At 45.0% G+C, this 23,647-nt stretch carries 21 protein-coding genes and 1 riboswitch; of the genes, 4 read left to right on the top strand and 17 right to left on the bottom strand.

Annotated features, from left to right (window positions below; genetic code table 11):
* Positions 1-54: 54 nt before the first annotated feature.
* Entirely contained in the window at positions 55-1,344 is a 1,290-nt protein-coding gene (locus FGQ85_RS03075; RefSeq protein WP_330616764.1) for a Gfo/Idh/MocA family oxidoreductase, read from the bottom strand.
* 296 nt (positions 1,345-1,640) lie between these two features.
* Positions 1,641-3,527 carry a DUF5696 domain-containing protein gene (locus tag FGQ85_RS03070; RefSeq protein WP_138372627.1) on the bottom strand — a complete coding sequence of 629 codons (1,887 nt, stop codon included), beginning with the start codon at positions 3,525-3,527 and terminating at the stop codon, positions 1,641-1,643.
* A 152-nt stretch (positions 3,528-3,679) separates the two neighbouring features.
* Between FGQ85_RS03070 and FGQ85_RS03065 the strand changes: the two genes are divergently transcribed.
* Positions 3,680-4,615 (top strand): AraC family transcriptional regulator, encoded by a 936-nt coding sequence (locus FGQ85_RS03065; RefSeq protein WP_138372626.1) that lies wholly within the window; start codon positions 3,680-3,682, stop codon positions 4,613-4,615.
* Positions 4,616-4,644: 29 nt separating this feature from the next.
* Here FGQ85_RS03065 and galE read toward each other — a convergent pair whose 3' ends face one another.
* The 3 genes from galE to FGQ85_RS03050 form a co-directional block, all read right to left on the bottom strand.
* On the bottom strand, positions 4,645-5,667 hold the full coding sequence (gene galE / locus FGQ85_RS03060) for a UDP-glucose 4-epimerase GalE (protein WP_087251835.1): 1,023 nt from the start codon (positions 5,665-5,667) through the stop codon (positions 4,645-4,647).
* A 66-nt stretch (positions 5,668-5,733) separates the two neighbouring features.
* Entirely contained in the window at positions 5,734-6,849 is a 1,116-nt protein-coding gene (locus FGQ85_RS03055; protein WP_138372625.1) for an aminoglycoside phosphotransferase family protein, read from the bottom strand.
* A gap of 2 nt (positions 6,850-6,851) precedes the next feature.
* Positions 6,852-7,778 carry a sugar phosphate nucleotidyltransferase gene (locus tag FGQ85_RS03050; protein ID WP_087166645.1) on the bottom strand — a complete coding sequence of 309 codons (927 nt, stop codon included), beginning with the start codon at positions 7,776-7,778 and terminating at the stop codon, positions 6,852-6,854.
* A gap of 192 nt (positions 7,779-7,970) precedes the next feature.
* On the opposite strand from FGQ85_RS03050, the gene FGQ85_RS03045 reads away from it, so the two are divergent.
* Both FGQ85_RS03045 and FGQ85_RS03040 read left to right on the top strand, forming a co-directional pair.
* Positions 7,971-8,936, top strand: coding sequence for an AraC family transcriptional regulator (locus FGQ85_RS03045; protein ID WP_243128472.1), 966 nt, complete (start codon positions 7,971-7,973; stop codon positions 8,934-8,936).
* 86 nt (positions 8,937-9,022) lie between these two features.
* Entirely contained in the window at positions 9,023-9,934 is a 912-nt protein-coding gene (locus FGQ85_RS03040) for a CorA family divalent cation transporter (RefSeq protein ID WP_138372624.1), read from the top strand.
* Positions 9,935-10,101: 167 nt separating this feature from the next.
* Here the strand turns inward: FGQ85_RS03040 and FGQ85_RS03035 are convergent, their stop codons facing one another.
* Together FGQ85_RS03035 and FGQ85_RS03030 are read right to left on the bottom strand one after the other, a co-directional pair.
* Positions 10,102-12,630 carry an FAD-dependent oxidoreductase gene (locus FGQ85_RS03035; protein ID WP_138372623.1) on the bottom strand — a complete coding sequence of 843 codons (2,529 nt, stop codon included), beginning with the start codon at positions 12,628-12,630 and terminating at the stop codon, positions 10,102-10,104.
* A gap of 208 nt (positions 12,631-12,838) precedes the next feature.
* Positions 12,839-13,585 carry a 3-oxoacyl-ACP reductase family protein gene (locus FGQ85_RS03030; protein WP_138372622.1) on the bottom strand — a complete coding sequence of 249 codons (747 nt, stop codon included), beginning with the start codon at positions 13,583-13,585 and terminating at the stop codon, positions 12,839-12,841.
* Between the two features lie 127 nt (positions 13,586-13,712).
* Here FGQ85_RS03030 and FGQ85_RS03025 point away from each other — a divergent pair, with 127 nt between their 5' ends.
* Positions 13,713-14,234, top strand: a complete 522-nt coding sequence (locus FGQ85_RS03025; protein WP_138372621.1) for a GNAT family N-acetyltransferase — start codon at positions 13,713-13,715, stop codon at positions 14,232-14,234.
* Between the two features lie 66 nt (positions 14,235-14,300).
* Here the strand turns inward: FGQ85_RS03025 and FGQ85_RS03020 are convergent, their stop codons facing one another.
* The 10 genes from FGQ85_RS03020 to FGQ85_RS02975 all read right to left on the bottom strand — a co-directional run bounded on the left by FGQ85_RS03020 (position 14,301) and on the right by FGQ85_RS02975 (position 23,622).
* A complete protein-coding gene (locus FGQ85_RS03020; RefSeq protein ID WP_138372620.1) occupies positions 14,301-14,870 on the bottom strand; it encodes a Fic family protein in 570 nt (189 codons plus the stop codon).
* Positions 14,871-15,194, bottom strand: a complete 324-nt coding sequence (locus tag FGQ85_RS03015) for a type II toxin-antitoxin system RelB/DinJ family antitoxin (RefSeq protein WP_087166639.1) — start codon at positions 15,192-15,194, stop codon at positions 14,871-14,873.
* 152 nt (positions 15,195-15,346) lie between these two features.
* Entirely contained in the window at positions 15,347-16,132 is a 786-nt protein-coding gene (locus FGQ85_RS03010; protein ID WP_138372619.1) for an RNA methyltransferase, read from the bottom strand.
* Positions 16,129-17,394: a glycoside hydrolase family 3 protein gene (locus FGQ85_RS03005; protein WP_138372618.1), complete on the bottom strand. Its 1,266-nt coding sequence runs from the start codon at positions 17,392-17,394 to the stop codon at positions 16,129-16,131. The genes FGQ85_RS03010 and FGQ85_RS03005 overlap by 4 nt, the downstream gene beginning before the upstream one ends.
* Positions 17,395-17,580: 186 nt before the next feature.
* Complete coding sequence (locus tag FGQ85_RS03000; protein ID WP_087166636.1) at positions 17,581-18,270, bottom strand: response regulator transcription factor; 690 nt, start codon at positions 18,268-18,270, stop codon at positions 17,581-17,583.
* On the bottom strand, positions 18,263-19,420 hold the full coding sequence (locus FGQ85_RS02995) for a HAMP domain-containing sensor histidine kinase (RefSeq protein WP_138372617.1): 1,158 nt from the start codon (positions 19,418-19,420) through the stop codon (positions 18,263-18,265). Before FGQ85_RS02995 ends, FGQ85_RS03000 begins: the two co-directional genes overlap by 8 nt.
* 101 nt (positions 19,421-19,521) lie before the next feature.
* Complete coding sequence (metK, locus tag FGQ85_RS02990; RefSeq protein WP_138372616.1) at positions 19,522-20,709, bottom strand: methionine adenosyltransferase; 1,188 nt, start codon at positions 20,707-20,709, stop codon at positions 19,522-19,524.
* A 137-nt stretch (positions 20,710-20,846) separates the two neighbouring features.
* A riboswitch (SAM riboswitch) is annotated at positions 20,847-20,944 on the bottom strand.
* Between the two features lie 123 nt (positions 20,945-21,067).
* Positions 21,068-22,360, bottom strand: coding sequence for a UDP-N-acetylglucosamine 1-carboxyvinyltransferase (locus tag FGQ85_RS02985; protein WP_087166634.1), 1,293 nt, complete (start codon positions 22,358-22,360; stop codon positions 21,068-21,070).
* A 198-nt stretch (positions 22,361-22,558) separates the two neighbouring features.
* The gene (locus tag FGQ85_RS02980; protein WP_087166633.1) at positions 22,559-23,074 is read right to left on the bottom strand and encodes a shikimate kinase; all 516 of its coding nucleotides are present in this window, start codon (positions 23,072-23,074) and stop codon (positions 22,559-22,561) included.
* Positions 23,075-23,196: 122 nt separating this feature from the next.
* Positions 23,197-23,622, bottom strand: coding sequence for a hypothetical protein (locus FGQ85_RS02975; RefSeq protein WP_138372615.1), 426 nt, complete (start codon positions 23,620-23,622; stop codon positions 23,197-23,199).
* Between the last annotated feature and the right edge of the window lie 25 nt (positions 23,623-23,647).

Genomic DNA, 23,647 nt, shown 5'->3' with positions numbered 1-23,647 from the left:
GCTTTCGCCAGTTTCTCGCATATATGAAATGGTGTCCCATTTACATATCAAACATTAATTTCTTAATGTATCCAGATCCACTACAGCACCACCGTGTAATCTGGACTCTTCAGCAGCAAGCGCACAGTAGTGACTTTCTACAGACTGCTCTACTGTTGTAGTTCTTCCGGAAGGGCCCTTCCCTTCGAGCAGCATATCAATAAACTCTTCTACCATTCTGACATCTCCGCCGCCGTGTCCGGAGAAATCCGTAGCAATTTTGTTTACATCGATTGTCTGCGTTTCTTGACCAAACGGTGTAATCTGAATTGTATTAGCTGTCATATCGGCGATAATCTCGCCTTTTGTTCCCATAAACTTTGCATAACGGCTTCCAGTTCCTGTAAAGCCGCACATCGTATGGCTGATCGTTGAACCATCTGTCATCTTTAAGTTCACGACCTGATGGTCAACCACATTATTGTCACAGTAATACACGCACCGACCATATGGTCCCGTCTTGATCGCCTCTGTTACACTCTCTACTGTAGGATGCAGCGTCAGTACATTCACCGGCCACTCTGTATGACCATTTTCAACGCCAATTTTCGGATGTTTCAGATAAATCTTCTCTGCATCATACGGACAACTGTCCTTTACTTTACATCCATCCATACAGCGGTGAGCAGCACCTTCCGGAGCGCATTCTTCTTTGAATAAGTATGTATCCCCAAAAGAAGATACCGACTCGCATGTCTTTCCTGTCAGCCACAGCAGTAAATCCATATCGTGACAGCACTTCTGCAAAATCATAGGGCTGGTCGTATTGGAATTTCTCCAGTTTCCTCTGACAAAACTATGTGCCTGATGCCAGTATCCAACATTTTCAATAGACATAACTGAAACAATATCACCCGCTACTCCCGAATCAATAACTTCCTTTACTTTAGAGTAGATAGGTGTATATCGGAGCACATGACATACAATAACCTGTCTGTCGCATTCTTTCGCGACTTTAACCAATTCTCTGCACTCATCCAGATCCGGTGATATCGGCTTTTCAAGAAGCAGATGATATCCTTTTCTCAACGCCGGTATAGCCTGTCTTACATGCTGCTGATCCTGCGTTGTGATAAACATCACATCAGCAAGCTTGTCCTGTGCAATCAGATCCTCCGCACTTGTAAAACATCTTTCCTGAGGAATATGGAACTCTTCCGCCACTTCCTCTACCTTGGCAGGATCGATGTCTGCGATTGCTACAATTTCCATTTTCTCCGGAAACTTTTTTACTGCCTGTGCGTAAGTATCTTTCCCGCGGCTTCCCAGGCCAGCCAAAGCAATTGTAATCTTACCGCTCAACATTACCCCTCACTTTCTTCCTTTATATTGTGTTTTTCAACTATCGATTGACTTAATTATATAGTTTTTTATGCATAAATGCTTTTCTTATTGTCCTGTTATCTTGTCAAATCATCCTGCTTTTAGTCTAATTGCATAATACAATTTCTTATCATTTGTTTTGTATGTACACCTTGTCCTATTTTTCCGTCTGATTTTTGTATATTAGCACAATAAAGTGGCGTTTTAAAAAAGCGGCGGAATTTATATGCTGTCAACGCTTCCACATAAATTCCGCCGTTTACATTTATATTTGCTTTTTAGGCAATTTCATATGTCTGTTTCTCAAAATCGACTGTTACCTGTGTTCCGTCTGAGAAGGTTGTTCGCTGAATCATCGGATTGTTGTCTATCATCTCATGACGTACCATTTCGCATTTTGCAACTTTTTCATGAAGATCCGAAACCACTTTGCAGCGTTTGATATCTTCTTCCAGCTTTAATTCCACACCTGCTTCAAATGCACCGTCAAAATTCGGATAAGCGGCATCGCGGATCAGGTATGGCGCTCCGCCGTTCAGAAGCGCATACAGCATGTAGTCTTCTTCTTCACTCACTTTATCCATCATCCACGGTTCGATCACACAGTCATGATAAACAAGGTTGTAAAGCGGTACCGGAATTCCCTGTTTTGGTTCTCCCGGCTGACGCAGCATGAAATCATACGGTGCGTAGTGGCAGAATACCAGACTTGGTACTGCCCAGTCACTTACCTCTTCGGAACTCGGAAGAATTCCTTTTGAAAGAAGGTATTCAAAGCATTTTGCACGGAATTCATAACAGTCTCTTCTTGTCATCCTGTGCATCGGATTATCGCACTCGTCTCCTTCATTGCATGTAAATACGTCCAGATAAGCGCCGTCCAGACGGATTCCGTTTTTCTCAATCTCCTGGAAATTTCTCTTTACATAATAAGGGGCCTGTGTTGCGCACAGATAGGACTGTGGTCCACCTGCCCATCTCTGATGTTTCGGAATGCTTCCGTCTGTGAGGCGGCATGCATAATTCTCATCAAAACTTGGAGCTGCCAGATAGTAATCTCTGTACTGGTCATGAATTCCAAACATATATCCGCACTCATGCATCGTGTCTGCCAGAGATTTCATGCCTTCCCATCCGCCGGCCTCTTTACATGCCGGAAGGTAATCCGGATGCTGGTTGTCATATCCCGGCTGTGCCCATCCGTCCAGATGCAGATACAGCTTTTCCACACCGAGATCATGAAGATGGCGGATTTCTTTTTCTCTTGTTTCAAATGTAGTCAGATGGTTGTTTTTCTCCGGATTTTCCGGGTCAAAGAAATCGGAATCCGGCTGTACTACCGTCTTGATTCCCTTATGTACAAATGCACATCCGATCAGATCATTTACGGAAGGATTTCTTGCAGCTTTTTCTTCCAGAGTTCTGAGTCTTCCCTGTTCATTGACATAATTTCTGTATACTTTACAAAGATCGTTGTAGTCGCAGTCAGATAACAGAGTATATTTCATAATTCTTCTGTAATCCATTTTTCCAAGACTTGGCTCAAATCTCACACTGACATGAGAATATGGCCCGTTTGCCGGATGCTCTGCCTGGTATCCTGCATTCCACGGTGTCACGCAGATCGCAATATATCCGGAGCGTCCGCGCACCTGACCGAACCACGGCATATATCCTCCGGCAGTTCCGAAAAATCCATCGAAAATTACCGGTTTTAATTCCTCCGGCCATGTATTCGGGATCAGCATCCCCTGCTCCTGATTCAGAAGTGTATACCAGTCTTCTTTCGCTTCTTCAAATTCCATTTCTCCCGGCCAGAGTACTTTCTGAACCTGAAGCCCCTCTTCTTTTACAGGAATCCACTCAAAATATACTTCTCCGGTTGCCTCTTCAATCCATACAAATGTTTCAAAAGTATACGGAACTTCTGTGCCGTTCACACAAAATCCTTCAAAAACACTGAGGATTCCGCTTCCCGTTCCATTCTCTGCTTTTTCATGTGAAATTCTGCAGGCATCCTGAAACAGAAATTCTCCTTCTTCACAAATCATCTTCGGTACATAATTACCGGCCCATCTCCATACTTCCTGATCTCTTCGCATCTCAAAGGTCAGCTTATTCTCATCGAATATAAGAGTTGTGCCTGCTTTCGTGATCTCAATCATACCAATTTCCTTCCTTTTTGTCCATTTTGTTCAGTTTCACCCTATTGTATTTCCAATTATACATTGTTTTGCATAAACCCGCTTGCCTTATTATCTGATTTTCTTGTTTTATTATCCATATTCTGCTACAATAACGATAAGGAGGCATCTTCATGACCTATGTAAAAACACATTTAAAAAGAGAAATTGTTATTAATTCCATTATTACCATACATTATTTTGAATACATGCGGGATTTTATTTTTCACGGCGAAGCTCATGATTTCTGGGAATTTGCCTATGTAGACAAAGGAAGTGTCCGGATTCAGGCCGGTGAGGAACAGTATCTTCTTCATGCGGGTGATATCATCTTCCACGAGCCAAACGAATTTCATGCAATCGAATCTGTCGGCAATACATCTCCGAATCTTGTTGCCGTATCATTCGTTACCCACTCTTCTGCCATGCAGATATTCAGGCAGAAACGTTGTACTTTGACGATGGAAGAACGCACTCTCATATCCAAACTGATCAGTATTGCGCGCGAGACACTTGCCACCCCGATGAATCTTCCGTCCATCGAGCAGGTCAAACTCCGCCCCAATATTCCATTCGGTTCTGAACAGCTGATTCTTCTTTATCTGGAGCTTTTCCTGATCACTGTCGCAAGAAATCACGCCAGCACCCAAGGCGTTTCCCCGCAAAACCCGGTGCCAAAGATTTCTCCGGAGCGCGTAATGAACAAGAGTGAACGTATAGAAAAAATCATTGAATATATGGAATTTCACATCTGCGAACAGCTTACAATCTCGGATATCTGCGAGGCACATTCTCTAAGCCGTTCTGCCCTGCAGTCCCTGTTTCACAAAGAAAAGGGCTGCGGTGTTATCGAATACTTTAACAATATGAAAATTGAGCGCGCCAAGGATATTATTCGTGACGGCACGATGAATTTCACGGAGATTGCATATTTTCTTTCCTACAGTTCGCTGCAGTACTTTTCCAAACAATTTAAAAAAGCAACCGGAATGTCTCCGCTGGAGTATTCTTCCTCCGTAAAGGGTATCAGCCGGTCGCTCCGTAAAACAGATACAGGGAGAAACACTTAAGTTTCTCCCTGCTGTTTTTCATTGCTATATTATTTATCTCCATATCCGTCCGGATTCTGGCTCTGCCATCTCCAGGAGTCTTCACACATTTCTTCCAGTCCGCGTTCTGCTACCCAGTGCAGTTCGTTCTTCGCCTTTGTAGCGTCACAGTAACAGGTTGCAATGTCTCCCGCACGGCGAGGTTTGATCTCGTATGGGATCTCTTTTCCACATGCCTTGCTGAATGCTTTTACCATATCAAGTACGGAATATCCATTTCCTGTTCCCAGGTTGTATACGGATACGCCTGCTTTTTCTTTCAGCTTTTCTACTGCGCGTACATGTCCAATGGCAAGGTCTACAACGTGGATGTAATCACGTACTCCTGTACCGTCATGGGTATCGTAATCGTTTCCGAATACACCAAGTTTCTCTAATTTGCCGATAGCAACCTGAGTAATGTACGGGATCAGGTTGTTCGGGATTCCTTTCGGATCCTCGCCGATTTTTCCGCTCTTATGCGCACCGATCGGATTGAAGTAGCGGAGCAGTACCACGTTCCATTCCGGATCTGCTGTATGTAAATCCGTCAGGATCTGCTCTAACATCCATTTTGTCCAGCCGTATGGGTTGGTACATGTTCCTTTCGGGCATTCTTCAGTGATCGGGATAAATGCCGGATCTCCGTAAACCGTTGCAGAAGAGCTGAAAATAATGTTCTTCACTCCATGATTTCTCATTACATCACACAGCACGAGTGTGCCTGCTATATTATTGTCATAGTATTCGATCGGTTTTACAACAGATTCTCCTACTGCCTTGAGTCCTGCAAAATGAATAACAGATTCGATGTCTTCTTCTTTATCGAAAATTTCATTCATTGCCTCTTTGTCGCGGATGTCTGCTTCATAGAATTTCACGGTTTTGCCTGTGATTTCTTCCACTCTTCTCAGAGCTTCTTTAGAAGAGTTATATAAATTGTCCACAACAACCACTTCATATCCTGCATTTAAAAGTTCCACACAGGTATGGCTTCCGATAAAGCCTGCTCCTCCTGTTACTAAAATAGACATGCCTTTTCCTCCTTGATAAATTGATTGATTTCTTACATTATCAGGTTGATTATATCACATTTTAAACTATTTTTGATACTTTTTCACGATTTCGTTCATTGTATCCCACTTTGCTTCCATATCCTTGACCAGTGTAAACTGTGTTCTGCATCTGTCCAGATTGTGGTTTTCTCTGTGGATCTTGAAATAATGATCGCCTTCGAGATAGTCTGTCAGGAACCGCATACCGCACTCGAATGTCATCACTTTGGCACCCATCGGAAGCAGCTCAACTTCTCTTGGAGTGAGCTTGCCGCCGCATCCTTCCAGATATCCGTTTACATATACGTCGAACAGATTCATATCACAGGATACTTTGCTTAAATCCTGTTCATCCTCTGCCGCTGTACTTGCACCAAAACGAATGGAATCACCAAAGTCATGCATCGCAAGACCCGGCATTACTGTATCAAGGTCGATGACGCAGATGCCCTTTCCGGTCAGGTTGTCAATCATAACGTTATTTAACTTTGTATCATTATGTGTAACACGAAGCGGAATTTCTCCCTTTTCCAGAAGTTCTCCGAATACATTTGCCACGTCCTCATGTTCCAGAACAAAATTGATTTCATCCTGTACATATTTTGCGCGTCCGCAGACATCCGCTGCTACCGCCCTTTTAAATGTTTCAAATCTTGCTTTTGTATCATGGAAGCCTTTGATTGTCTCATGCAGGCTGTCTGCCGGATAATCTGCCAGAAGTCTCTGGAAGTTTCCGAATGCATATGCACTCTGGTAAAAGTCTTCCGGTTTTTCTACCTGATCGTAGCTGGAAGCATCTGTGATAAATTTGTAGGAACGCCAGTATTCTCCTTTATAGTCAACAAAGTATGGCTTACCGTCTACGGCCGGAATAACATTAAGTGTCTCTCTGTCCGGATCTCCGCCGTTTTCAATGATCTTCTTTCTCAGATAGGATGTTACTCCGATAATATTTTCCATCAGAGCTACCGGGTCTGTGAATACTTCTTTATTCATTCTCTGAAGAATCACTTTGATCTTTCCCATCTCTGCAATCTCAAATGTCAGAAGAAATGTATCATTGATATGTCCGTTTCCGTACGGTCTTTCATCAATCAGCATTCCTTCGTATTGAAAATTTGCAATCGCTTCATCGATCTGTACTTTATTTACACGCGCCATCTCTATTTGTCCTCCCATAATTTCTGCGGATATACTCCTGCGTCTTTAAGTGCCTGAATGGCAGCTACAACAACCGGTTTGTCTTCCTTATAAGTTACACCGTACCATTTGTCTTCCGATTCCAGAACAGTTACTGTTGCACGTTCTTCTCCAAGCAGTTTGCTTACAACAGCCGGGAGGAAGTATTCGCACTTCATCGGGTTTTCTTTCAGGCCACTCTCAAGGAATGCCGGGAATCCTGCCTTGATCTCGTCCAGAATACTTCTTGTGAATCCCCACATATTCATGGATACAAGTGTGTCCGGATCTACAGATACCCATGTTTCCCCATCGTCTTCAGAGTAGGCGATGCCTCCGTCTCTCTTCTCGATGCGTGTTCTTTCATTAATTGCAACAAGCTGTTTGTTCTCATCCAGCTCGCAGATTCCTCGTGCCACGTGGCCATTGTCTGTAACTGTATTTTTCAGACGGTAACCAACCATCGTGTAACGGTATTTATCGTCATCTTCGTGTGTTGTCAGATAGTTGTAAATCACTTCAAACGCATGGCGTCCGTAGTAGTCGTCCGCATTGATAACCGCGAACGGTCCGTCCACTTCATCGATGGCGCTTAAAACAGCATGTGCAGTACCCCAAGGTTTCACGCGTCCTTCCGGCACCTCGAAGCCCTCCGGAATGTTATTCAGATCCTGGAATACATACGCAACATCCATGATCTCTTCCATTCTCTTTCCTACTGCCTCTTTAAAATCAGCTTCGTTCTCTTTTTTAATAATAAATACGACTTTCTCAAATCCTGCACGCTTCGCATCAAAAATAGAGAAATCCATGATAATGTGTCCTTCTTTATCAACAGGGTCGATCTGCTTTAATCCGCCGTATCTGCTTCCCATTCCTGCTGCCATAATTACTAAAACTGGTTTTTTCATATCCGAAACCTCCTTATTTTTTTCAGAACTTTTCCGTTCCTCTTCACGCTTTTTGTTTCTGACATCATTGTATGATAAAACCGAGGAAAAATCTTTGTCTGATATTTGATTTCATTTGTACAATCTGCATTTTTTCTTTGACATTTTATACCGGAATGGGCTATGATGGAGACAGGAAGAAACCGATAGCGTATGATAATTAGAAAGGCGATGGATGCGATGACATATAAAGGAATTTCTTTTCGAAAAGAACTGCTTATTGACCAGTTATTTTCCCTTCATTATTTTGAATACATGAGTACTTTTTCTTTTCCTGGAGAATCTCATAATTTCTGGGAATTTGTCTGTGTGGATAAAGGGGAAGTCACCATCGGCGCCGGTGATCAGATCTACACACTGAAAAAGGGGGACATTGCTTTTCACGAGCCGAATGAATTTCACTGGGTAAAGGCAAATGGAAGCATTGCGCCAAATCTGATCGTTATCTCCTTTTCCTCAAAAAGCCCGATAATGAACTTTTTCCGGAAAAAGATTTTACGAACCGACGACTTTGCCAGAAGTCTGCTTGCCCGGATCATTACAGAAGCCGGCAATTTTCTGGAGGGCCGGCTTGACGATCCATATCAGACAGTGCTCCGTCCAAAGTCTTCTCAGCCTCCTGCTTCCGCCCAGCTGATTCAGCTTTATCTGGAGGAACTGATGATCTATTTCTACCGGAAATATTCCGATCTTTCCACCCCGGCAGACGAAAAGCCGGACAAGCCGGACAAGACCATGAAAGAAAATATCGATACAGAGGTCTTTAACCGGGTCGTTGCCTACCTCGGCCAGCACCTCTCCGGAAGGGTCACGATCGAAACAATCTGCAAAGACAATCTGATCGGAAGATCTCAGCTCCAGAAAATATTCAGCAAAAAATCCGGTCTTGGCATCATCGAATACTTTTCCAATATGAAGATCGAAGCTGCAAAGGAACTGATACGCACCGAACAGATGAATTTTACACAGATATCAGAAAAACTCGGTTACACCTCCATCCACTATTTTTCCAGGCAGTTTAAAAAGGTAACCGGAATGACACCTTCCGAGTACGCCTCATCCATCAAGGCCATGGCAGACCGGAGCCATCGCCCGCAGCCGGATCAGGATTCGGAATGATTTACACAGATCTAACATAATATTTGCACTTTATTTACAGGTTACTTTTATAATCAAACAACAAAACAGGAAATACAGGTGATTTTATGATTTATCAATATGGAGAACAACTCCTTCCCATTCCATTTTCCGAATGGGAAACAGCGCGGGAGCCTGCAATATTTGTAACAGACTCCAAACATGCTCCGGATATTCTGGAGCAGGCAAATATCATATATGAAAATGAAATTTCCTTATCCAAAATCCGGTTCTGCAAACTGGAAACCCAGCAGGAATGTCTCGTAAGCACTTTCTGCATTCCCAAACTGGCAGATGTCCTCGGAAGCAGATACCGCATTTACCTCTTTGTCAATCGTCATAATATCGTAATCGTAGATGATGATGGATTCTCCGACCGGCTGATATATCGAATACAGCAGAAGAAAGCACATCAGGGGGAGACAAAAGAACGGTTCCTCTATAATTATATTTCTGAGTTTATCAGTCTGGATCCGGAAATTCTGAGCAATTATGAAAAACGACTGTTTCAAATGGAAGAGGATGTCATACAGGAAAAAGTAAAAAACTTTCAGCACGAACTGATTCCCCTGCGGCGCGAACTGCTCACATTCCGCAGCTATTATGATGAAATCATGGATCTTGGACGCGCACTTGAAGAGAATGAAAATGGCTTTTTTATCAAGAAGCATCTCAAGTATTTTGGCACGATCGGAGACCGGGCCGACCGGCTGCTGAGTAAAACAAACCATCTGTTAGATTACGCACAGCAGATTAAAGAAGCCTACCAGTCCCAGATCGATGCCCGGCAGAACAACAACATGCAGTTCCTGACCGTAATTTCCACCATCTTCTTCCCGCTCACCCTCATCACCGGATGGTTTGGAATGAACTTCAAAAACATGCCGGGGCTCGACAACGGCTATGGAAACGTCGTCATACTCTGCATTCTCATCATCATACTATGCATCATTATATTCAAAAAGAAGAAGCTGATTTGATGTTTTTTTGGTTAATTTTTTGGGGACGTGTTCCGGCGTTTCGGAACCTGTCCCCAATGAAAAAAATCTGATAATTTGAGTTTACCCTTATTTTATGCGGCTTTCAGGCCTTTTTTACGTTTCGGGGACGTGTTCCGGTGCATCGGAACACGTCCCCAATATTAGCATTATTTAATTATTTCTTTATACTGTCTGTGATGTTCTAATGCTTCGGTCATTTCTGCCATGCGGCTGGTGTCTCCGATGAGGATGACGCCGCAGAGGCGGTTGTTGAGGAAGTAGTATTTCTGGTACTGTTTTTTTCCTTCGTCTTTGTATTCTACGGTTTTGTAGATGAGGTCCGGATTTTGTCCGTTATCGCCTGCTGCGAAGAGGGCGGTGTTCATACCGTGGAAGCTTAATGCTGCCGGTACGGTGCTGTAGGTGTTGTCGTCTCCTGCCGCCTGTGCTCCGGCTGTTTTTCCTTCTTCTACTGCCTGCGGCCAGATGGCGTAATTGATGCCTTCGTACTGTGCGCAGTCTCCGCATGCGTAGATATCCGGAATGTTTGTTTCCATCTTCTCGTTGACAATCACTGCTCGGTCTGTCTCAATGCCTGCTTCTTTTGCAAGTGCGGTGTTTGCTCTTACGCCGCAGGATACGATAACGAGTTCAGCCGGGATCACGGTGCCGTCAGCGAGGCGTACGCCTTCTGCTTTTTCGCCGCCTTCGATGGCTTCGATCTGTACGCCGGTGTGGATCTGGATTCCCTGTCCTTCGCTGATCTTCTTGAGCATTTCTCCTGCCGTTTTATCAAGCTGGCGTCCCATCAGTACCGGTGCCAGTTCCAGCACTGTCACTTCGCATCTGGATTTTTTGAGTTCCCATGCTGCCTCCAGGCCGAGAACGCCTCCGCCGATGACAACTGCGTGTTTTGTCTCTTTTAATTTCTCTGCTACTTTCTTTGTATCGGAAAGCCTCCGGATTGCAATGACTCCGTCTTTGTCCGCTCCTTTGATCGGCGGAATGAAACATTCGGATCCCAGTGCATAAATCAGTTTTGTATAATGATATTTGCTTCCGTCATCCAGATGTACTTCTTTTGCTTCCGGATCGATTTTGACTACTTCGTGTCCAAGAATCTGGTAAATATGATTTTCTTCGTACCAGGATGCGTCTTCCACTGCGATCTGTTCTTCATTCAGACCTGCCATGATGGATTTGGTCAGCATCGGACGGTTGTATGTCCGGTAAGGTTCATTGGAAATCATCGTAATGGTTCCGGTACGGTCTCTTTTCCGGATTGCTTCTGCCGCATAATGTCCTGCTGCTCCATTTCCAAGAATCACGTAAAAATTCTTTGTATCATTGGAAAATTCGTTCTCTTCCGCCTCCACTTCCACAAAGTTCTCCGGTCCTACTCCGCAAACCGGGCAGATGTCAATGGAGGAATCAAAAACAGCGCCGCAGACAAGACATTTTACCAGTGTCCTTGCTCCTTTTTTCTTCTTTGGATTCTCTTTTTCCTGAAGAAGACATCCGAAGTTAAATCCGTAATCAAAGGCATCCTGAAGCTGATTTTCGTCTGGTTTAAACCGTACACGGAATCCTTCTGTAACCTTCATATTCAGCTGTTTCAGTCTTTCGATCAGATGCGGCACGGCCTCTCCGCTCCATCCATAGCTTCCGAATGCGCTGGCGAGTTTTCCGCCGTGTGTTCCCGCAAAGATGGAAGTTGTAAGATCCCAGATCGGTTTCAGGGCTTCTCCGACAATTGTTGGTGACCCGAACAGAATACCGTCCGCAAATCCAAGCTCTTCAAGTACTTTTGCCTGATCAGCCTCTACCATATCATAGGCCCGCACATCGATATCCCCGCTTGCACGGATTCCTTCTGCAATCTTTTCCGCCAGGGATTTGGTATATCCGTAGGCGCTGACATATGGCATGATCACCGTTTTCTTCGGATTTGGATTGACTACTGTGCTCCACTCTTCGTAGGTATTCAAAATAAAGTCAATCTTATCATCGATAACCGGTCCGTGTCCGGTGCAGATCATGGAAATATCCAGCTCGCGCACTCTTTCCAGTGCTTTTAACATGAACGGCTTGAACGGCCCGATAATATTATCGTAATAATACTTCGTGGCTCTCATATAGCCTTCCCAGTCTGTCACCTTACTCAGCAGGACATCGTCAAATCCATAATGTGATCCAAAGGAATCGCAGGTAACAAGAATCTGATCTTCTTCAATATAAGTATACATCGTATCCGGCCAGTGCAGGTTCGGTACAAAGAGGAAGCGCAGTGTGCGGTCTCCGATCTTCATTGTCATGTTGTCTCTTGCCGGAATTCCGGTAAAGTCTCTGTTTACAATCTCTTTCAGAAATCCGAGGGCACAGCCTGTAGCGATGATTTTCATGCCCGGGTTCAGATCCAGAAGCCGCTCCACACTGCCTGCATGGTCTGGCTCGGTGTGCTCTACAACAAGATAGTCAATGCTCTCCACATCGGTAATTTCTTTGAGTTTTTCCAGATAATCATCGAAAAATTTCTCTTTTGCAGTTTCGAAGAGGATGGTCTTGTCCCCTGTTTTCAGAACGTAAGAATTGTATGTCGTTCCGAATTCTGTATACATGATAATGTCAAATACACGCAGATCGGCATCTACAATCCCTGTCCAGTAAAAGTTCTCCCTTAATTTCAGTGCTTTCATTCTCTAACCTCCGGTTATGCCTGATAAAAATAATAATTACTGTTTTCAGTATAATCCATATCGATAAAAAAATCCAGCTTTTTTTCACAATCTGCAATTCCTCTTTTCATCCGCATTCTTCGGCAAATGCGCAGACAAAGCCGCCGGGAATTTCGTTTCCCGACAGCCCCTTTGATTTAAAACAATCGTTTTTTCAAGAACAGTATTTCTAAGCCCTGCTCATGCCGTCTACACTCAGAATAACGCCTGTGATGTAGGATGCTTCTTCTGATGCCAGAAATACAAATGCGTTGGCGATATCTTCCGGCTGCCCGAGGCGGCGGAGCGGAATCTGTGCAATTAGTGGCTCAATCACTTCTTTCGGTACCGCTTTCATCATATCCGTCTCCGTAATTCCCGGTGCCACTGCATTGACACGGATTCCTTTCGGTCCAAGTTCCCGTGCCAGTGAAATCGTCATCCCATTTACCGCAAACTTGGAAGTCGGATAGGCTACTCCTGCTGCCTGTCCGGAGATACTTACCATCGATGAGGTGGATAATATCACTCCTTCGCCCTGCTCCACCATATAATCCACAACTGCTCTGGATGCATTAAACACGCCCTTCACGTTCAGATTCATAACCTTGTCGAACAAGTCTTCCGTATATTCTGTAAACGGTACGCTGTCCGAAACTCCCGCATTATTGACAAGAATATCGATTCGTCCGTATGTGTCATGTATGCCTTTTACAGCTTCCCGTACAGATTCCAGACTGGAAAGATCCGGACAGATTCCCTCCACGGAAACCCCCGGAATGCTCTCTTTTAACCTGGCAACTGCTTTATCCGCCGTCTCCTGCCTGCTGGCGGCTACAATTACTTTTGCCCCTTCTTCCAGAAACCGTTTTGCCGTAGCAAATCCGATTCCGCGGCTCCCTCCGGTAATCAATGCAACTTTATCTTTCAGTTTCATATCATACGCCTCCTTTTTGTTTGTCCTCTTTATTTATTATTATCATAACATATTTTTCAGATTTTTCAGTGATAAACTCACAATAGTATGATAAAATTGGATTATCAAACGCACAGGGAGGAGTATTATGATTTATTATGATGACGGCATCATCCTGATCCGGACGCTGGCCCCGGATGATGCGCAGATTCTTGCAGAGGAAGAACAGCTCCAGGGCGACCATGTGACCCGCGAAAAATATGACATGCGTCTTCAGGATCAGGCAGAGGGAAAAGCCGTGGCACTGGCTGCCGAATACCAGGGGCAGACAGCCGGTTATATCAGCATCTACCCGGATTCTGACCGGGGCGCCTTTGCAGGAAAAGGGCTGCCGGAACTGGTTGATTTTGGTGTCCTGAAAAAATACCGGAACCATGGGATCGGCTCTCTTCTGATGGATACCGCAGAACAGATTGCTACCGGATTTGCCGATACAGTCTATCTTGGTGTCGGGCTTCACAGCGGCTATGGAAGCGCCCAGAGAATGTACATCAAACGCGGATACATTCCGGACGGAAGCGGCGTCTGGTATGGAGATCATATCTGTGAACCTTATACAGACTGCTGTAACGACGATGATCTCATACTATATCTGTCGAAAAAACTATAACTGCAAAAAGACCGCCCGGCAGAAATATCTTTCTCTCTGCCGGGCAGTCCTTTTTACCTTTATCATTTACTGCACTGCCTTCCAGAACAGTGCCTCCATTTTTTCATATCTGCACAGGAAAGACTCCTTGCTCGCCTCCATCATCTCATCTCTGGAAACCCGCGCAAACCGGATTACATAACCTCTTTTCAGCGCAAGCTCCCGGATAAACTCTCTCTGTGTCCTTCCATTGCCTTCCCGAAACGGGTGCAGGGCATTGATTTCGGAAAAATAATAGGCAAGACGTCTGACAAGCCTCTCTTTCGGAAGCCCTGCAAGGTAATGCTCCTCTTTCAATTTTCCGAACAGTTCATCGGCCTGCCCCTCAATAAAACGTGCTTTGCAAAAGACGGCCGATTTGGAAATATCAACCGTACGGATCTCCCCTGCCCAGGAATAGAGATCCTGGAACAGGTATCTGTGAATGCTCTTTAGGTGATCCAAATCAAAATCACCTTTCACGGGAACATCCAGCAAATCGCTCATGCGAAACATTGTTAGCCGTCTCTCAGCCTCTTCCAGTTTCGCCTGATCCCGGATGTCCATCTTGTTGATCAGTACGTCCGAATCCGGATAACAGTAAATCGTATCACTCATTTATGCCTCCGCGTATTCTGCCAGGATCTCCTCCCTGAATTTGTCTTTATCTGCCGCTTTCCGGTACTTGTTCAACAGTTTCAGGTCTTCTTCTGTCAACGTCAGCCTCTCCATCTCCATGGAGGCTTTGACTTCTTCCGCCTTTTCCTGTTCTGTGTAGGCCTGCGGCATTTTTACTTCAAACGGAATACTTTTTGTCATGATGATCTGTTTCAACAGCATATTCACTACAGAAGACAGATTCGTTCCGAGCTCTTCCAGAATCACGCTGGCCTGCTCTTTGTCTCTCTCATCTGTCCGTACCTGTAAAAATGTCTTCGCCATTGTTCTGCACCTCCCGTATTCTATTTTACATTTTTGTATTTACATTGTCAATACGCTCAACATCAAGAAGCAGGGCCCAAAATCCTGCTCCTCCTCATAATCAAACCGAAAACTCTCACCCGCCGATCGTCTGTCTTCTTTCCCTGTCTGTCCTATTTTCTTCTCTGCCTGCAGACCTCATACATCAGAATTCCCGCTGCCATGGCCGCATTTAAAGACTCTACCTGACCATGCATCGGAATCTTGATTTTATGCTCCGCCTCAGCACAGATCTCTTCCGGAAGACCATTTCCCTCATTTCCAATAAGAAATGCCGTCGGTTTTGTATAATCTTCCTCATCATAGAAACGGCTGTCATCCAGATGTGCCGCATACGTGTGAATTCCATGTTGTTTTAGAAGGCGAACAGTCTCTTTCATGTCATCTACACAAACTGCTCTCATCCGGTAAATCGATCCCATCGTGGACCGGATGACTTTGGGCTGATAAAGATCCGCGCAGTTCGAACCAAGGATCACTCCTGTCACCCCGGCACCCTCCGCCGTCCGAAAAATCGTTCCCAGATTTCCCGGGTCCTGCAGATGATCCAGCACCATCAGAAAAGGTGCCTTTCCGTCTTCTCCGTGAAGAAGCTCGTCCATCGTCCAGGACTTTCTCTGAATCACCCCAAGAATTCCCTGCGGCGTTTTTGTATCCGACATGTGGGCAAATACCGGATCACTTACCATCTCCGCTCTCTTTCTGAGATGTTCCGGCAGATCCGGATACTTTTGCAGAAATGTCTCTGAAATATACAGCTCTTTGATCCGGCTTTCCGGCGCTTCCTTCATCATCCGGAGCCCCTCTACGATAAAGATTCCTTCCTCATTTCTTGCTTTTGCCTTTTTCTGCAGCTTCAGTATCCGCTTGATTTTCTGATTTGCTGTACTTGTAATCATGACGCGCTCTCTCCTGATTCTCCCATTTTCACTTCCAGAATCCGTCTTACGGATTCATCGATCCGGTCTTCCGATATTGTGCCGGAATTTACCGCGCTCAAAATTCCCTGATATGCATCCTCAAAATCCTGCGGCATTAAAATCATGTCAACTCCCGCCTGAACAGCCTGTACCGCTGCCTCAGCAGATGTATAATTATTTGTAATTGCTCCCATATTCATAGCGTCTGTAATTACGATCCCGTCAAATCCCAGATCATTACGCAACATCTCTGTCACTACTTCCTCAGACAGGGAAGCCGGAGTATCATCCTCCAGAATATTCGGAAGCGAAATATGTCCAACCATCACAAACTCCGTGTCCGCATCAATCGCAGCCTGAAATGGAAGAAATTCACATGATTCCAGCTCTTCCTTCGTGCTGTTTAAGTATACAGTTCCCTCATGGGAATCCCCGCTCGTTCCTCCGTGTCCCGGAAAATGCTTGGCCACTGTATAAATTCCCTGGCTGTGGAATCCCTTTATCGCCTCGGATACCATCTCTGACACTGTCTCAGGATCCGATCCGAATGCCCGGTACTGCGCAACCGTATTCTCCTGGTTTGTCCAGACATCCGCCATCGGAGCAAAATCCATATTAAAGCCAAGCTCTTTCAGATACGTTCCGATCGTCTCGCCCGCATCATACGCCTTCTGACTGTCCCCGGATGCACCAATCTCTGACATATTTCCTACATTCTCAATGCCAAGAGCCGCATTTCCCGCAATCCGTGCTACTGTTCCGCCCTCTTCATCCACGGAAAGGAACGGCTCCACTCCGACCACCTCTTTGGAAAATCCTGTAATCGTATCATTCCACGTCTTGATCTGATCCTGAGAGACCAGATTATTTTCCATCATGATCAGACCGCCCACCGGCCGCTCCTTATAGGCTGTTTCCGTCACCTCTCCCGGATTCCATGTTCCCTGAACACCTGTCAGAGCATCCGGTGTGATCATAAACATCTGCGCAATCTTCTCCTGCAGCGTCAGCCCCTCCAGCTTCTGATCAATCTCACTTTCCTGTGTCTTTGTCTCTTCTTCCCGTGTAGCCGAATCTTCTTTTGTCTGCTGCGAAGCACCCTCCTGCTCCGCCTCATCACGCCCGGCATTACTAAAATAGATCACCGCAGCAAACGCACCTGCCGACAAAAGCATACATCCGATTCCAAGCGCCAGTCTCCCCGTTCTTCTCCTTCTGCGTTTCCTTTTCTTTCCGCTCATATGATCCCCTTACTATATTAATTATTTAACCTGAAATTTATAAAAATTTTATTATCAGCTTTAAGAGTATTATAATCGAAACACCCTGTCAACCCCCGTTTTCCGTGAATTTCCGGAAGTCTGCACGATTTTGGGGACGTGTTCCGTTGCATCGGAACACGTCCCCAAAAATTTAGAAACAATTCACTATACTTTAAAGCGATACCCAACTCCCCAGATGGTTTCAATATACTGTGGCTTGGATGTGTCGTACTCGATCTTTTCGCGGATTTTTTTGATATGTACTGTAACGGTCGCAATGTCTCCGATCGATTCCATATCCCAGATTTCACTGAACAGCTCATCCTTGGTGTATACATGGTTTGGATGGCTCGCCAGGAATGCGAGGAGATCGAATTCTTTTGTTGTAAATGCTTTTTCTTCTCCGTTAACCCACACGCGTCTTGCTGTGGTGTCAATCTTCAGTCCACGGATTTCGATGATTTTATTTTCTTCCGCGTGGCTTCCAATCAGGCGTTCGTATCTTGCGAGGTGTGCCTTGACTCTGGCCACCAGTTCGCTCGGGCTGAATGGTTTGGTCATATAGTCATCTGCCCCAAGACCGAGTCCTCTGATTTTATCAATATCATCTTTCTTTGCGGATACCATGATAATCGGCACATCTTTTTCGTCCCGTACTTTCCTGCAGATCTCAAATCCGTCTACTCCTGGAAGCATGAGATCCAGAATCAGAAGATCAAAGTCTTCTTCCAGTGCCTTTTTCAGTCCTGCGTTTCCGTCATTTTCCACCTCTACCTCAAATCCACTGAGTTCCAGATAGTCTTTCTCCAGATCCGCGATCGCTTCTTCATCTTCTATAATAAAAATCTTACTCATAAATTGGTACCTCCTGATATTTTCGGATGACAAAGTACATTACCGTCCCTGTGCCCGGTCTGCTTGTGGCCCAGATTTTTCCGCCGTGTTCTTCAATAATTTTTTTTACAATGGAAAGCCCGATTCCGCTCCCGCCTTTGGATGAATTTCTGGAAGCATCCGTCCGGTAAAAGCGGTCAAAAATATATGGCAGATCCTTCGCGTCGATTCCTTTTCCGTTATCCTCCAGCTCCACCTGGATAAAGTCGCCCACATCTTTGACCCTCAGGTTGATCCGCGGCTGCTGTTTGTCCATATATTTCAGGGAATTACTGATAATATTATTGACAACACGCATCAGCTGCTCGGCATCCACAATAATCTTGACATCGTCTTCAACATAATTAAAATATCCAAATTCCACGCCCTGATTTGTGAGTTCGGAAGACAGATTCTCCGCACAGTCATTAAAATAGTCATTGACCCGGACGGGGGCGAAATTGTATGGAATCCGGTTTGTATCAATCTTTGTGTAGAACGTCAGCTCGTTAATCAGTGTGTTCATCTCATTTGCCTTGTTGTAGATCGTTTTGATATAACGGTCCATTTTCTCCGGCGTATCTGCCACTCCATCCATAATCCCTTCCACATATCCTTTGATTGCTGTAATCGGTGTCTTCAGGTCATGGGAAATATTACTGATCAATTCTTTGTTGTCTTTATCATTTTTCAGCTTTTCTTCCGCGTTCTCCTTCAGCCTTTTTCGCATTTCCTCAATGTCCTTGCACAGCTGCCCGATCTCGTCGTCTTTTTCTGGATGAAGCTCAAAATCCAGCTCTCCTTCCGTGATGCTCTTTACCGCGATCTCCATCTTCTCAATCGGCCGCAGAAGGCTGCCGTAAATCCAGAGAATCATCAGCATTGCCGTAAGGGCAAGAATCAGGATCACACCAATGATCATGGTGCTGAGAAATTCGTGAACTTCCGGAATTTGATTCAATGTACCGATCGACTGCTTAAAGTCCCGGTACTCCTCACCTGAAATCCCATAGGTACGTTCGATGGCTTTAATATGATAGTTCGCCACACCCCATACAGCAAAGCCGGTCAAAACCGCCGGCAGAATCGTAATGATTACGAATGAAATAATCAATTTTGTCTTCAATTTCAAAACAGTTCTTCCTCTCTGCTTTCTCTGCTCTGATCACAGGTACAGTATATCACGAAAAAGGGCGCCTCCACTATAGGCGCCCCTAAAATTTTCTAAAGTTTTTATAAATACTTTTTCAGTGTTTCCACCTTATCAAGCTTCTCCCAAGGAAGATCCAGATCGTTACGTCCGAAGTGTCCGTATGCTGCTGTCTGTTTGTAGATCGGTCTTCTGAGATCCAGCATTTTGATGATTCCTGCCGGTCTTAAATCGAAGTTTTCACGGATGATTTTCACCAGTTCTTCATCGGAAAGCTTTCCTGTACCAAAGGTATCTACCCAAACAGAAGTCGGCTGAGCTACTCCGATTGCATAGGAAAGCTGTACTTCACATTTGTCTGCAAGACCTGCTGCCACAATATTCTTTGCTACATAGCGGGCAGCATATGCTCCCGAACGGTCTACCTTTGTGCAGTCCTTTCCCGAGAATGCGCCGCCGCCGTGACGTGCCATTCCGCCATAGCTGTCTACGATGATCTTACGTCCTGTCAATCCACTGTCACCGTGCGGTCCGCCGATAACGAAACGTCCTGTCGGATTGATGAAGAACTTCGTATTCTCATCGATCATCTTTTCATCGAGAATCGGATCAAATACATGTTTTTTGATATCTTCATGGATCTGCTCCTGTGTGACTGCAGGATCATGCTGTGTGGACAGTACCACTGCCTCCAGACGTCCCGGTTTTCCTTCTTCATTATACTCTACCGTCACCTGAGATTTTCCATCCGGGCGGAGATACGGGAGTGTCCCGTCTTTTCTTACCTTTGCAAGCTGCTTTGTAAGCTTGTGCGCAAGGGAAATCGGATACGGCATATACTCTTCTGTCTCATTGGACGCATATCCGAACATCATACCCTGATCACCGGCACCGATCGCTTCGATCTCCTCATCGGACATCTTGTTTTCTTTTGCTTCCAGCGCTTTATCAACGCCCATTGCAATATCGGATGACTGCTCATCAATAGCTACCAGAACACCGCATGTGTCCGCGTCAAATCCGAATTTTCCTCTTGTATATCCGATCTCTCTTACCGTGTCGCGCACGATCTTCTGGATATCTACATATCCGTTGGTTGTAATCTCACCCATAACCATTACAAGACCTGTCGTTGTACATGTCTCACATGCCACACGGCTCATCGGATCCTGCTCCATCAAAGCATCCAGAATCGCGTCAGAAATCGCGTCACAGACTTTGTCCGGATGACCTTCTGTTACTGATTCAGAAGTAAATAATAATTTTTCCATCTTTTCCTGCCTTTCCTTTTCTCTCATATACTGTCTGTTTTCTCTGGCGGGCTTTTCTGCTGCACTAAAACATATTAATGCGAAATAAAAAGCAGCCCACCATAAGCGGACTGTTATATATACATCATATATCAATCCTCTTATTGTTCGATTACTCGCTCAGGCTGGCACCTTCCGTGACCGGGGTTGCCGTGGCTTCTCAGATCCTATGTATCTCCACCACTCTGAATAAGAGAAAATATAACTTGATTTACTTGTCACTGTACGGAATCATATCACCATCATATAATCCTGTCAAGAGTTTTTTAACAAAAGCAGGGATACGGTATCTCCGCACCCCACTCCTCACGTACTGTTTTCAGCTGACTTTCAGTTTAAATTTCTGGATCTCTTTTTCGCTTGAAACCTTCTCAATTTCAGCGCCGAGCTCTCTTAATTTCTCTTCAAACCGTTCATATCCACGCTGAATGTAGACAATATCATCCACAATCGTAATACCGTCCGCAGCCAGTCCTGCAAGCACCAGCGCAGCTCCGGCTCTCAGATCCGGCGCGCTCACTCTGGCTCCGGAGAACCGCTCCACGCCCTCGATTGTCGCTGAATTTCCCTCAATCTTGGAAACCGCTCCCATGCGCGCAAGCTCATCCAGATATTTAAACCGGTTTTCAAAAATGCTTTCTGTAATCGTACTTGTTCCTTCGCACAATGCCAGCGCAACTCCCATCTGCGGCTGCATGTCTGTCGGGAATCCCGGATAAGGAAGGGTCTTCACCTGTGTATGACGCAGTTTCCCTTTTGAAACTACACGCACAGCGTCATCAAACTCTTCCACTTCGCATCCGATCTCTACAAGCTTTGCAATGGTCGCTTCCAGATGCTTCGGAATCACATTGAGTACTGTCACGTCGCCCTTTGTCACGGCTGCTCCAAACATAAAGGTACCTGCCTCAATCTGATCCGGAATAATAGAATACTCCGCCCCGTGAAGTCTGCTTACACCTTTGATCTTGATCACATCCGTACCTGCGCCTCTGATATTAGCTCCCATGCTGTTCAGGAAGTTGGCAACATCTACTACATGCGGCTCTTTTGCCACATTTTCAAGAATCGTCATACCCTCTGCCATCGAAGCTGCCATCATCACATTGATCGTAGCTCCTACGCTGACAACGTCAAAATAAATATGGCTTCCCACAAGTCTGTCCGCATCGGCAAGAATCTTTCCGTGCTCAATCTCCACTTCCGCTCCAAGGGCACGGAATCCCTTCAAATGCTGATCGATCGGTCTGCTTCCGATATTGCACCCGCCCGGAAGTGCCACTTCCGCGTGCTTATACTTACCGAGAAGGGCTCCTAAAAGATAATAGGAAGCTCGAATCTTCTTGATATAGTCATAATCAATATTAAAATCATGCACCGCTCCACCGCTGATCTGTACCGTATGACGGTCAATTCTCTTGATCTGCGCACCGATACCTTCCATTGCTTCTAATAAAACATTGATATCATTCACATCCGGAAGATTATCAATGTGTACTGTCTCATCCGTCATAATTGCAGCTGCAAGAATTGCAAGCGCCGCGTTTTTGGCTCCCCCTATGACAACTTCGCCAACAAGAGGAGTCCCTCCCTTAATAATATACTGCTCCATATCACACCTCGACTACTATTTAATCGTATCCGTAATTTCGTCCTGATCTATCTAAATTTTAACTAATGTTCATATAAATTTAACAAAGAACACTCTTACCGGATTAGTATAGCACAAATTTTCTGTTTGTAAAACTTTTATTTCTCGTTCCTTTTTGTGCCGACTGCCGGAGATGCAGACAGACCGGACTATTTATCCTCAGTTTTCTCCCCTGATATCACTGAGAACAGCAAGTACTTTTTCAACCGTCTCTCCCATCGATAAACCGTCTTCATTGATACGGACATCTGCATACTGTTCAAAAAGTCTGCAGCGTTCATCGTACAGTTCCCGCAGCGTCTGTCCTTCCTTCAGCACAACACCGCGGTTTCTTGCATTTTGGATCCGTGCCTCGATCTCTGTATACGGAACGTGCAGATACACAATCGTCCCGATCTCTTTGTAATGCTCCATCGCGTTTTCGCAGTACACGACACTCCCGCCCGGTGCGATCACCGCTTTTTCTGCCTGCACAGACGCATTAACCTGATTTTCGATCTCCAGAAATCCATCCGTTCCTCTTTCTTCAATAATCTCCCTGAGCAGCTTCCCTTCCTGCTCCTGTATCATAAGATCTGTATCGATAAACCGATATCCCAGACGCTTTGCTGTCACAACACCGATCGTACTTTTTCCAGATGCCGGCATACCTATGAAAATGAGATTTTTCTTCATCTGCCTTCCTCTCTTCTCGTGCCGCATTCTTCATTTTTAGAAAAAACGGTATCGATTTGTATTTCCATTCATATTTTATCATGGTTTAAACTTTGCGTAAACCCTGTATCCTGACGAAAAATTTAATAATAATGCCTGCAATTTCTGCGATGCCTACATCTTCTTTGCACAATTTCCTGATACAGAAGAATCTGGACCAGATCCATGAGAGTCTCTTCCCTGTCCTTTTTCTTCCGTTTAAGCTCCTGTGTTTCCACCTGCTCTTTTTCAATCTCCATGGCAATTTCCTTCTTCTCCACTTCTTTCATTCTGTCATAAATCCGGCCTGCCATCAGATAGAGAAGCAGACGGTCCGGGTATTCGTCATAGATCATACTTCCCTCATATTCCATCCGGTCACACTCTTCTTCCACATACGGCAGGATTTTCTTTGCGGACATCGGATACATGCTCTTCATGTATTCCACATCACGACGGTCTCTTTTTTCCTCACCGTATTCCTTTAAATCCATCGGATAGGCCATATAATAAGGTAGTTTATGTTCCATATTTTTCGCACTTCCTGTCTGATAT

Origin of the sequence: Pseudoflavonifractor sp. BSD2780061688st1 E11 (assembly GCF_005844125.1) — a bacterium.
Lineage (GTDB): Bacteria > Bacillota > Clostridia > Lachnospirales > Lachnospiraceae > Sellimonas > Sellimonas catena.
This window is presented reverse-complemented; position numbering and strand designations above follow the sequence as displayed.

Excerpts from the sequence above, each read along its gene's own strand:
- FGQ85_RS03075 (WP_330616764.1), bottom strand. The coding sequence starts at position 1,344 with ATGTTGAGCGGTAAGATTACAATTGCTTTGGCTGGCCTGGGAAGCCGC.
- FGQ85_RS03070 (WP_138372627.1), bottom strand. The coding sequence starts at position 3,527 with ATGATTGAGATCACGAAAGCAGGCACAACTCTTATATTCGATGAGAAT.
- FGQ85_RS03065 (WP_138372626.1), top strand. The coding sequence starts at position 3,680 with ATGACCTATGTAAAAACACATTTAAAAAGAGAAATTGTTATTAATTCC.
- galE (WP_087251835.1), bottom strand. The coding sequence starts at position 5,667 with ATGTCTATTTTAGTAACAGGAGGAGCAGGCTTTATCGGAAGCCATACC.
- FGQ85_RS03055 (WP_138372625.1), bottom strand. The coding sequence starts at position 6,849 with ATGGCGCGTGTAAATAAAGTACAGATCGATGAAGCGATTGCAAATTTT.
- FGQ85_RS03050 (WP_087166645.1), bottom strand. The coding sequence starts at position 7,778 with ATGAAAAAACCAGTTTTAGTAATTATGGCAGCAGGAATGGGAAGCAGA.
- FGQ85_RS03045 (WP_243128472.1), top strand. The coding sequence starts at position 7,971 with ATGATAATTAGAAAGGCGATGGATGCGATGACATATAAAGGAATTTCT.
- FGQ85_RS03040 (WP_138372624.1), top strand. The coding sequence starts at position 9,023 with ATGATTTATCAATATGGAGAACAACTCCTTCCCATTCCATTTTCCGAA.
- FGQ85_RS03035 (WP_138372623.1), bottom strand. The coding sequence starts at position 12,630 with ATGAAAGCACTGAAATTAAGGGAGAACTTTTACTGGACAGGGATTGTA.
- FGQ85_RS03030 (WP_138372622.1), bottom strand. The coding sequence starts at position 13,585 with ATGAAACTGAAAGATAAAGTTGCATTGATTACCGGAGGGAGCCGCGGA.
- FGQ85_RS03025 (WP_138372621.1), top strand. The coding sequence starts at position 13,713 with ATGATTTATTATGATGACGGCATCATCCTGATCCGGACGCTGGCCCCG.
- FGQ85_RS03020 (WP_138372620.1), bottom strand. The coding sequence starts at position 14,870 with ATGAGTGATACGATTTACTGTTATCCGGATTCGGACGTACTGATCAAC.
- FGQ85_RS03015 (WP_087166639.1), bottom strand. The coding sequence starts at position 15,194 with ATGGCGAAGACATTTTTACAGGTACGGACAGATGAGAGAGACAAAGAG.
- FGQ85_RS03010 (WP_138372619.1), bottom strand. The coding sequence starts at position 16,132 with ATGATTACAAGTACAGCAAATCAGAAAATCAAGCGGATACTGAAGCTG.
- FGQ85_RS03005 (WP_138372618.1), bottom strand. The coding sequence starts at position 17,394 with ATGAGCGGAAAGAAAAGGAAACGCAGAAGGAGAAGAACGGGGAGACTG.
- FGQ85_RS03000 (WP_087166636.1), bottom strand. The coding sequence starts at position 18,270 with ATGAGTAAGATTTTTATTATAGAAGATGAAGAAGCGATCGCGGATCTG.
- metK (WP_138372616.1), bottom strand. The coding sequence starts at position 20,709 with ATGGAAAAATTATTATTTACTTCTGAATCAGTAACAGAAGGTCATCCG.
- FGQ85_RS02985 (WP_087166634.1), bottom strand. The coding sequence starts at position 22,360 with ATGGAGCAGTATATTATTAAGGGAGGGACTCCTCTTGTTGGCGAAGTT.
- FGQ85_RS02980 (WP_087166633.1), bottom strand. The coding sequence starts at position 23,074 with ATGAAGAAAAATCTCATTTTCATAGGTATGCCGGCATCTGGAAAAAGT.
- FGQ85_RS02975 (WP_138372615.1), bottom strand. The coding sequence starts at position 23,622 with ATGGAACATAAACTACCTTATTATATGGCCTATCCGATGGATTTAAAG.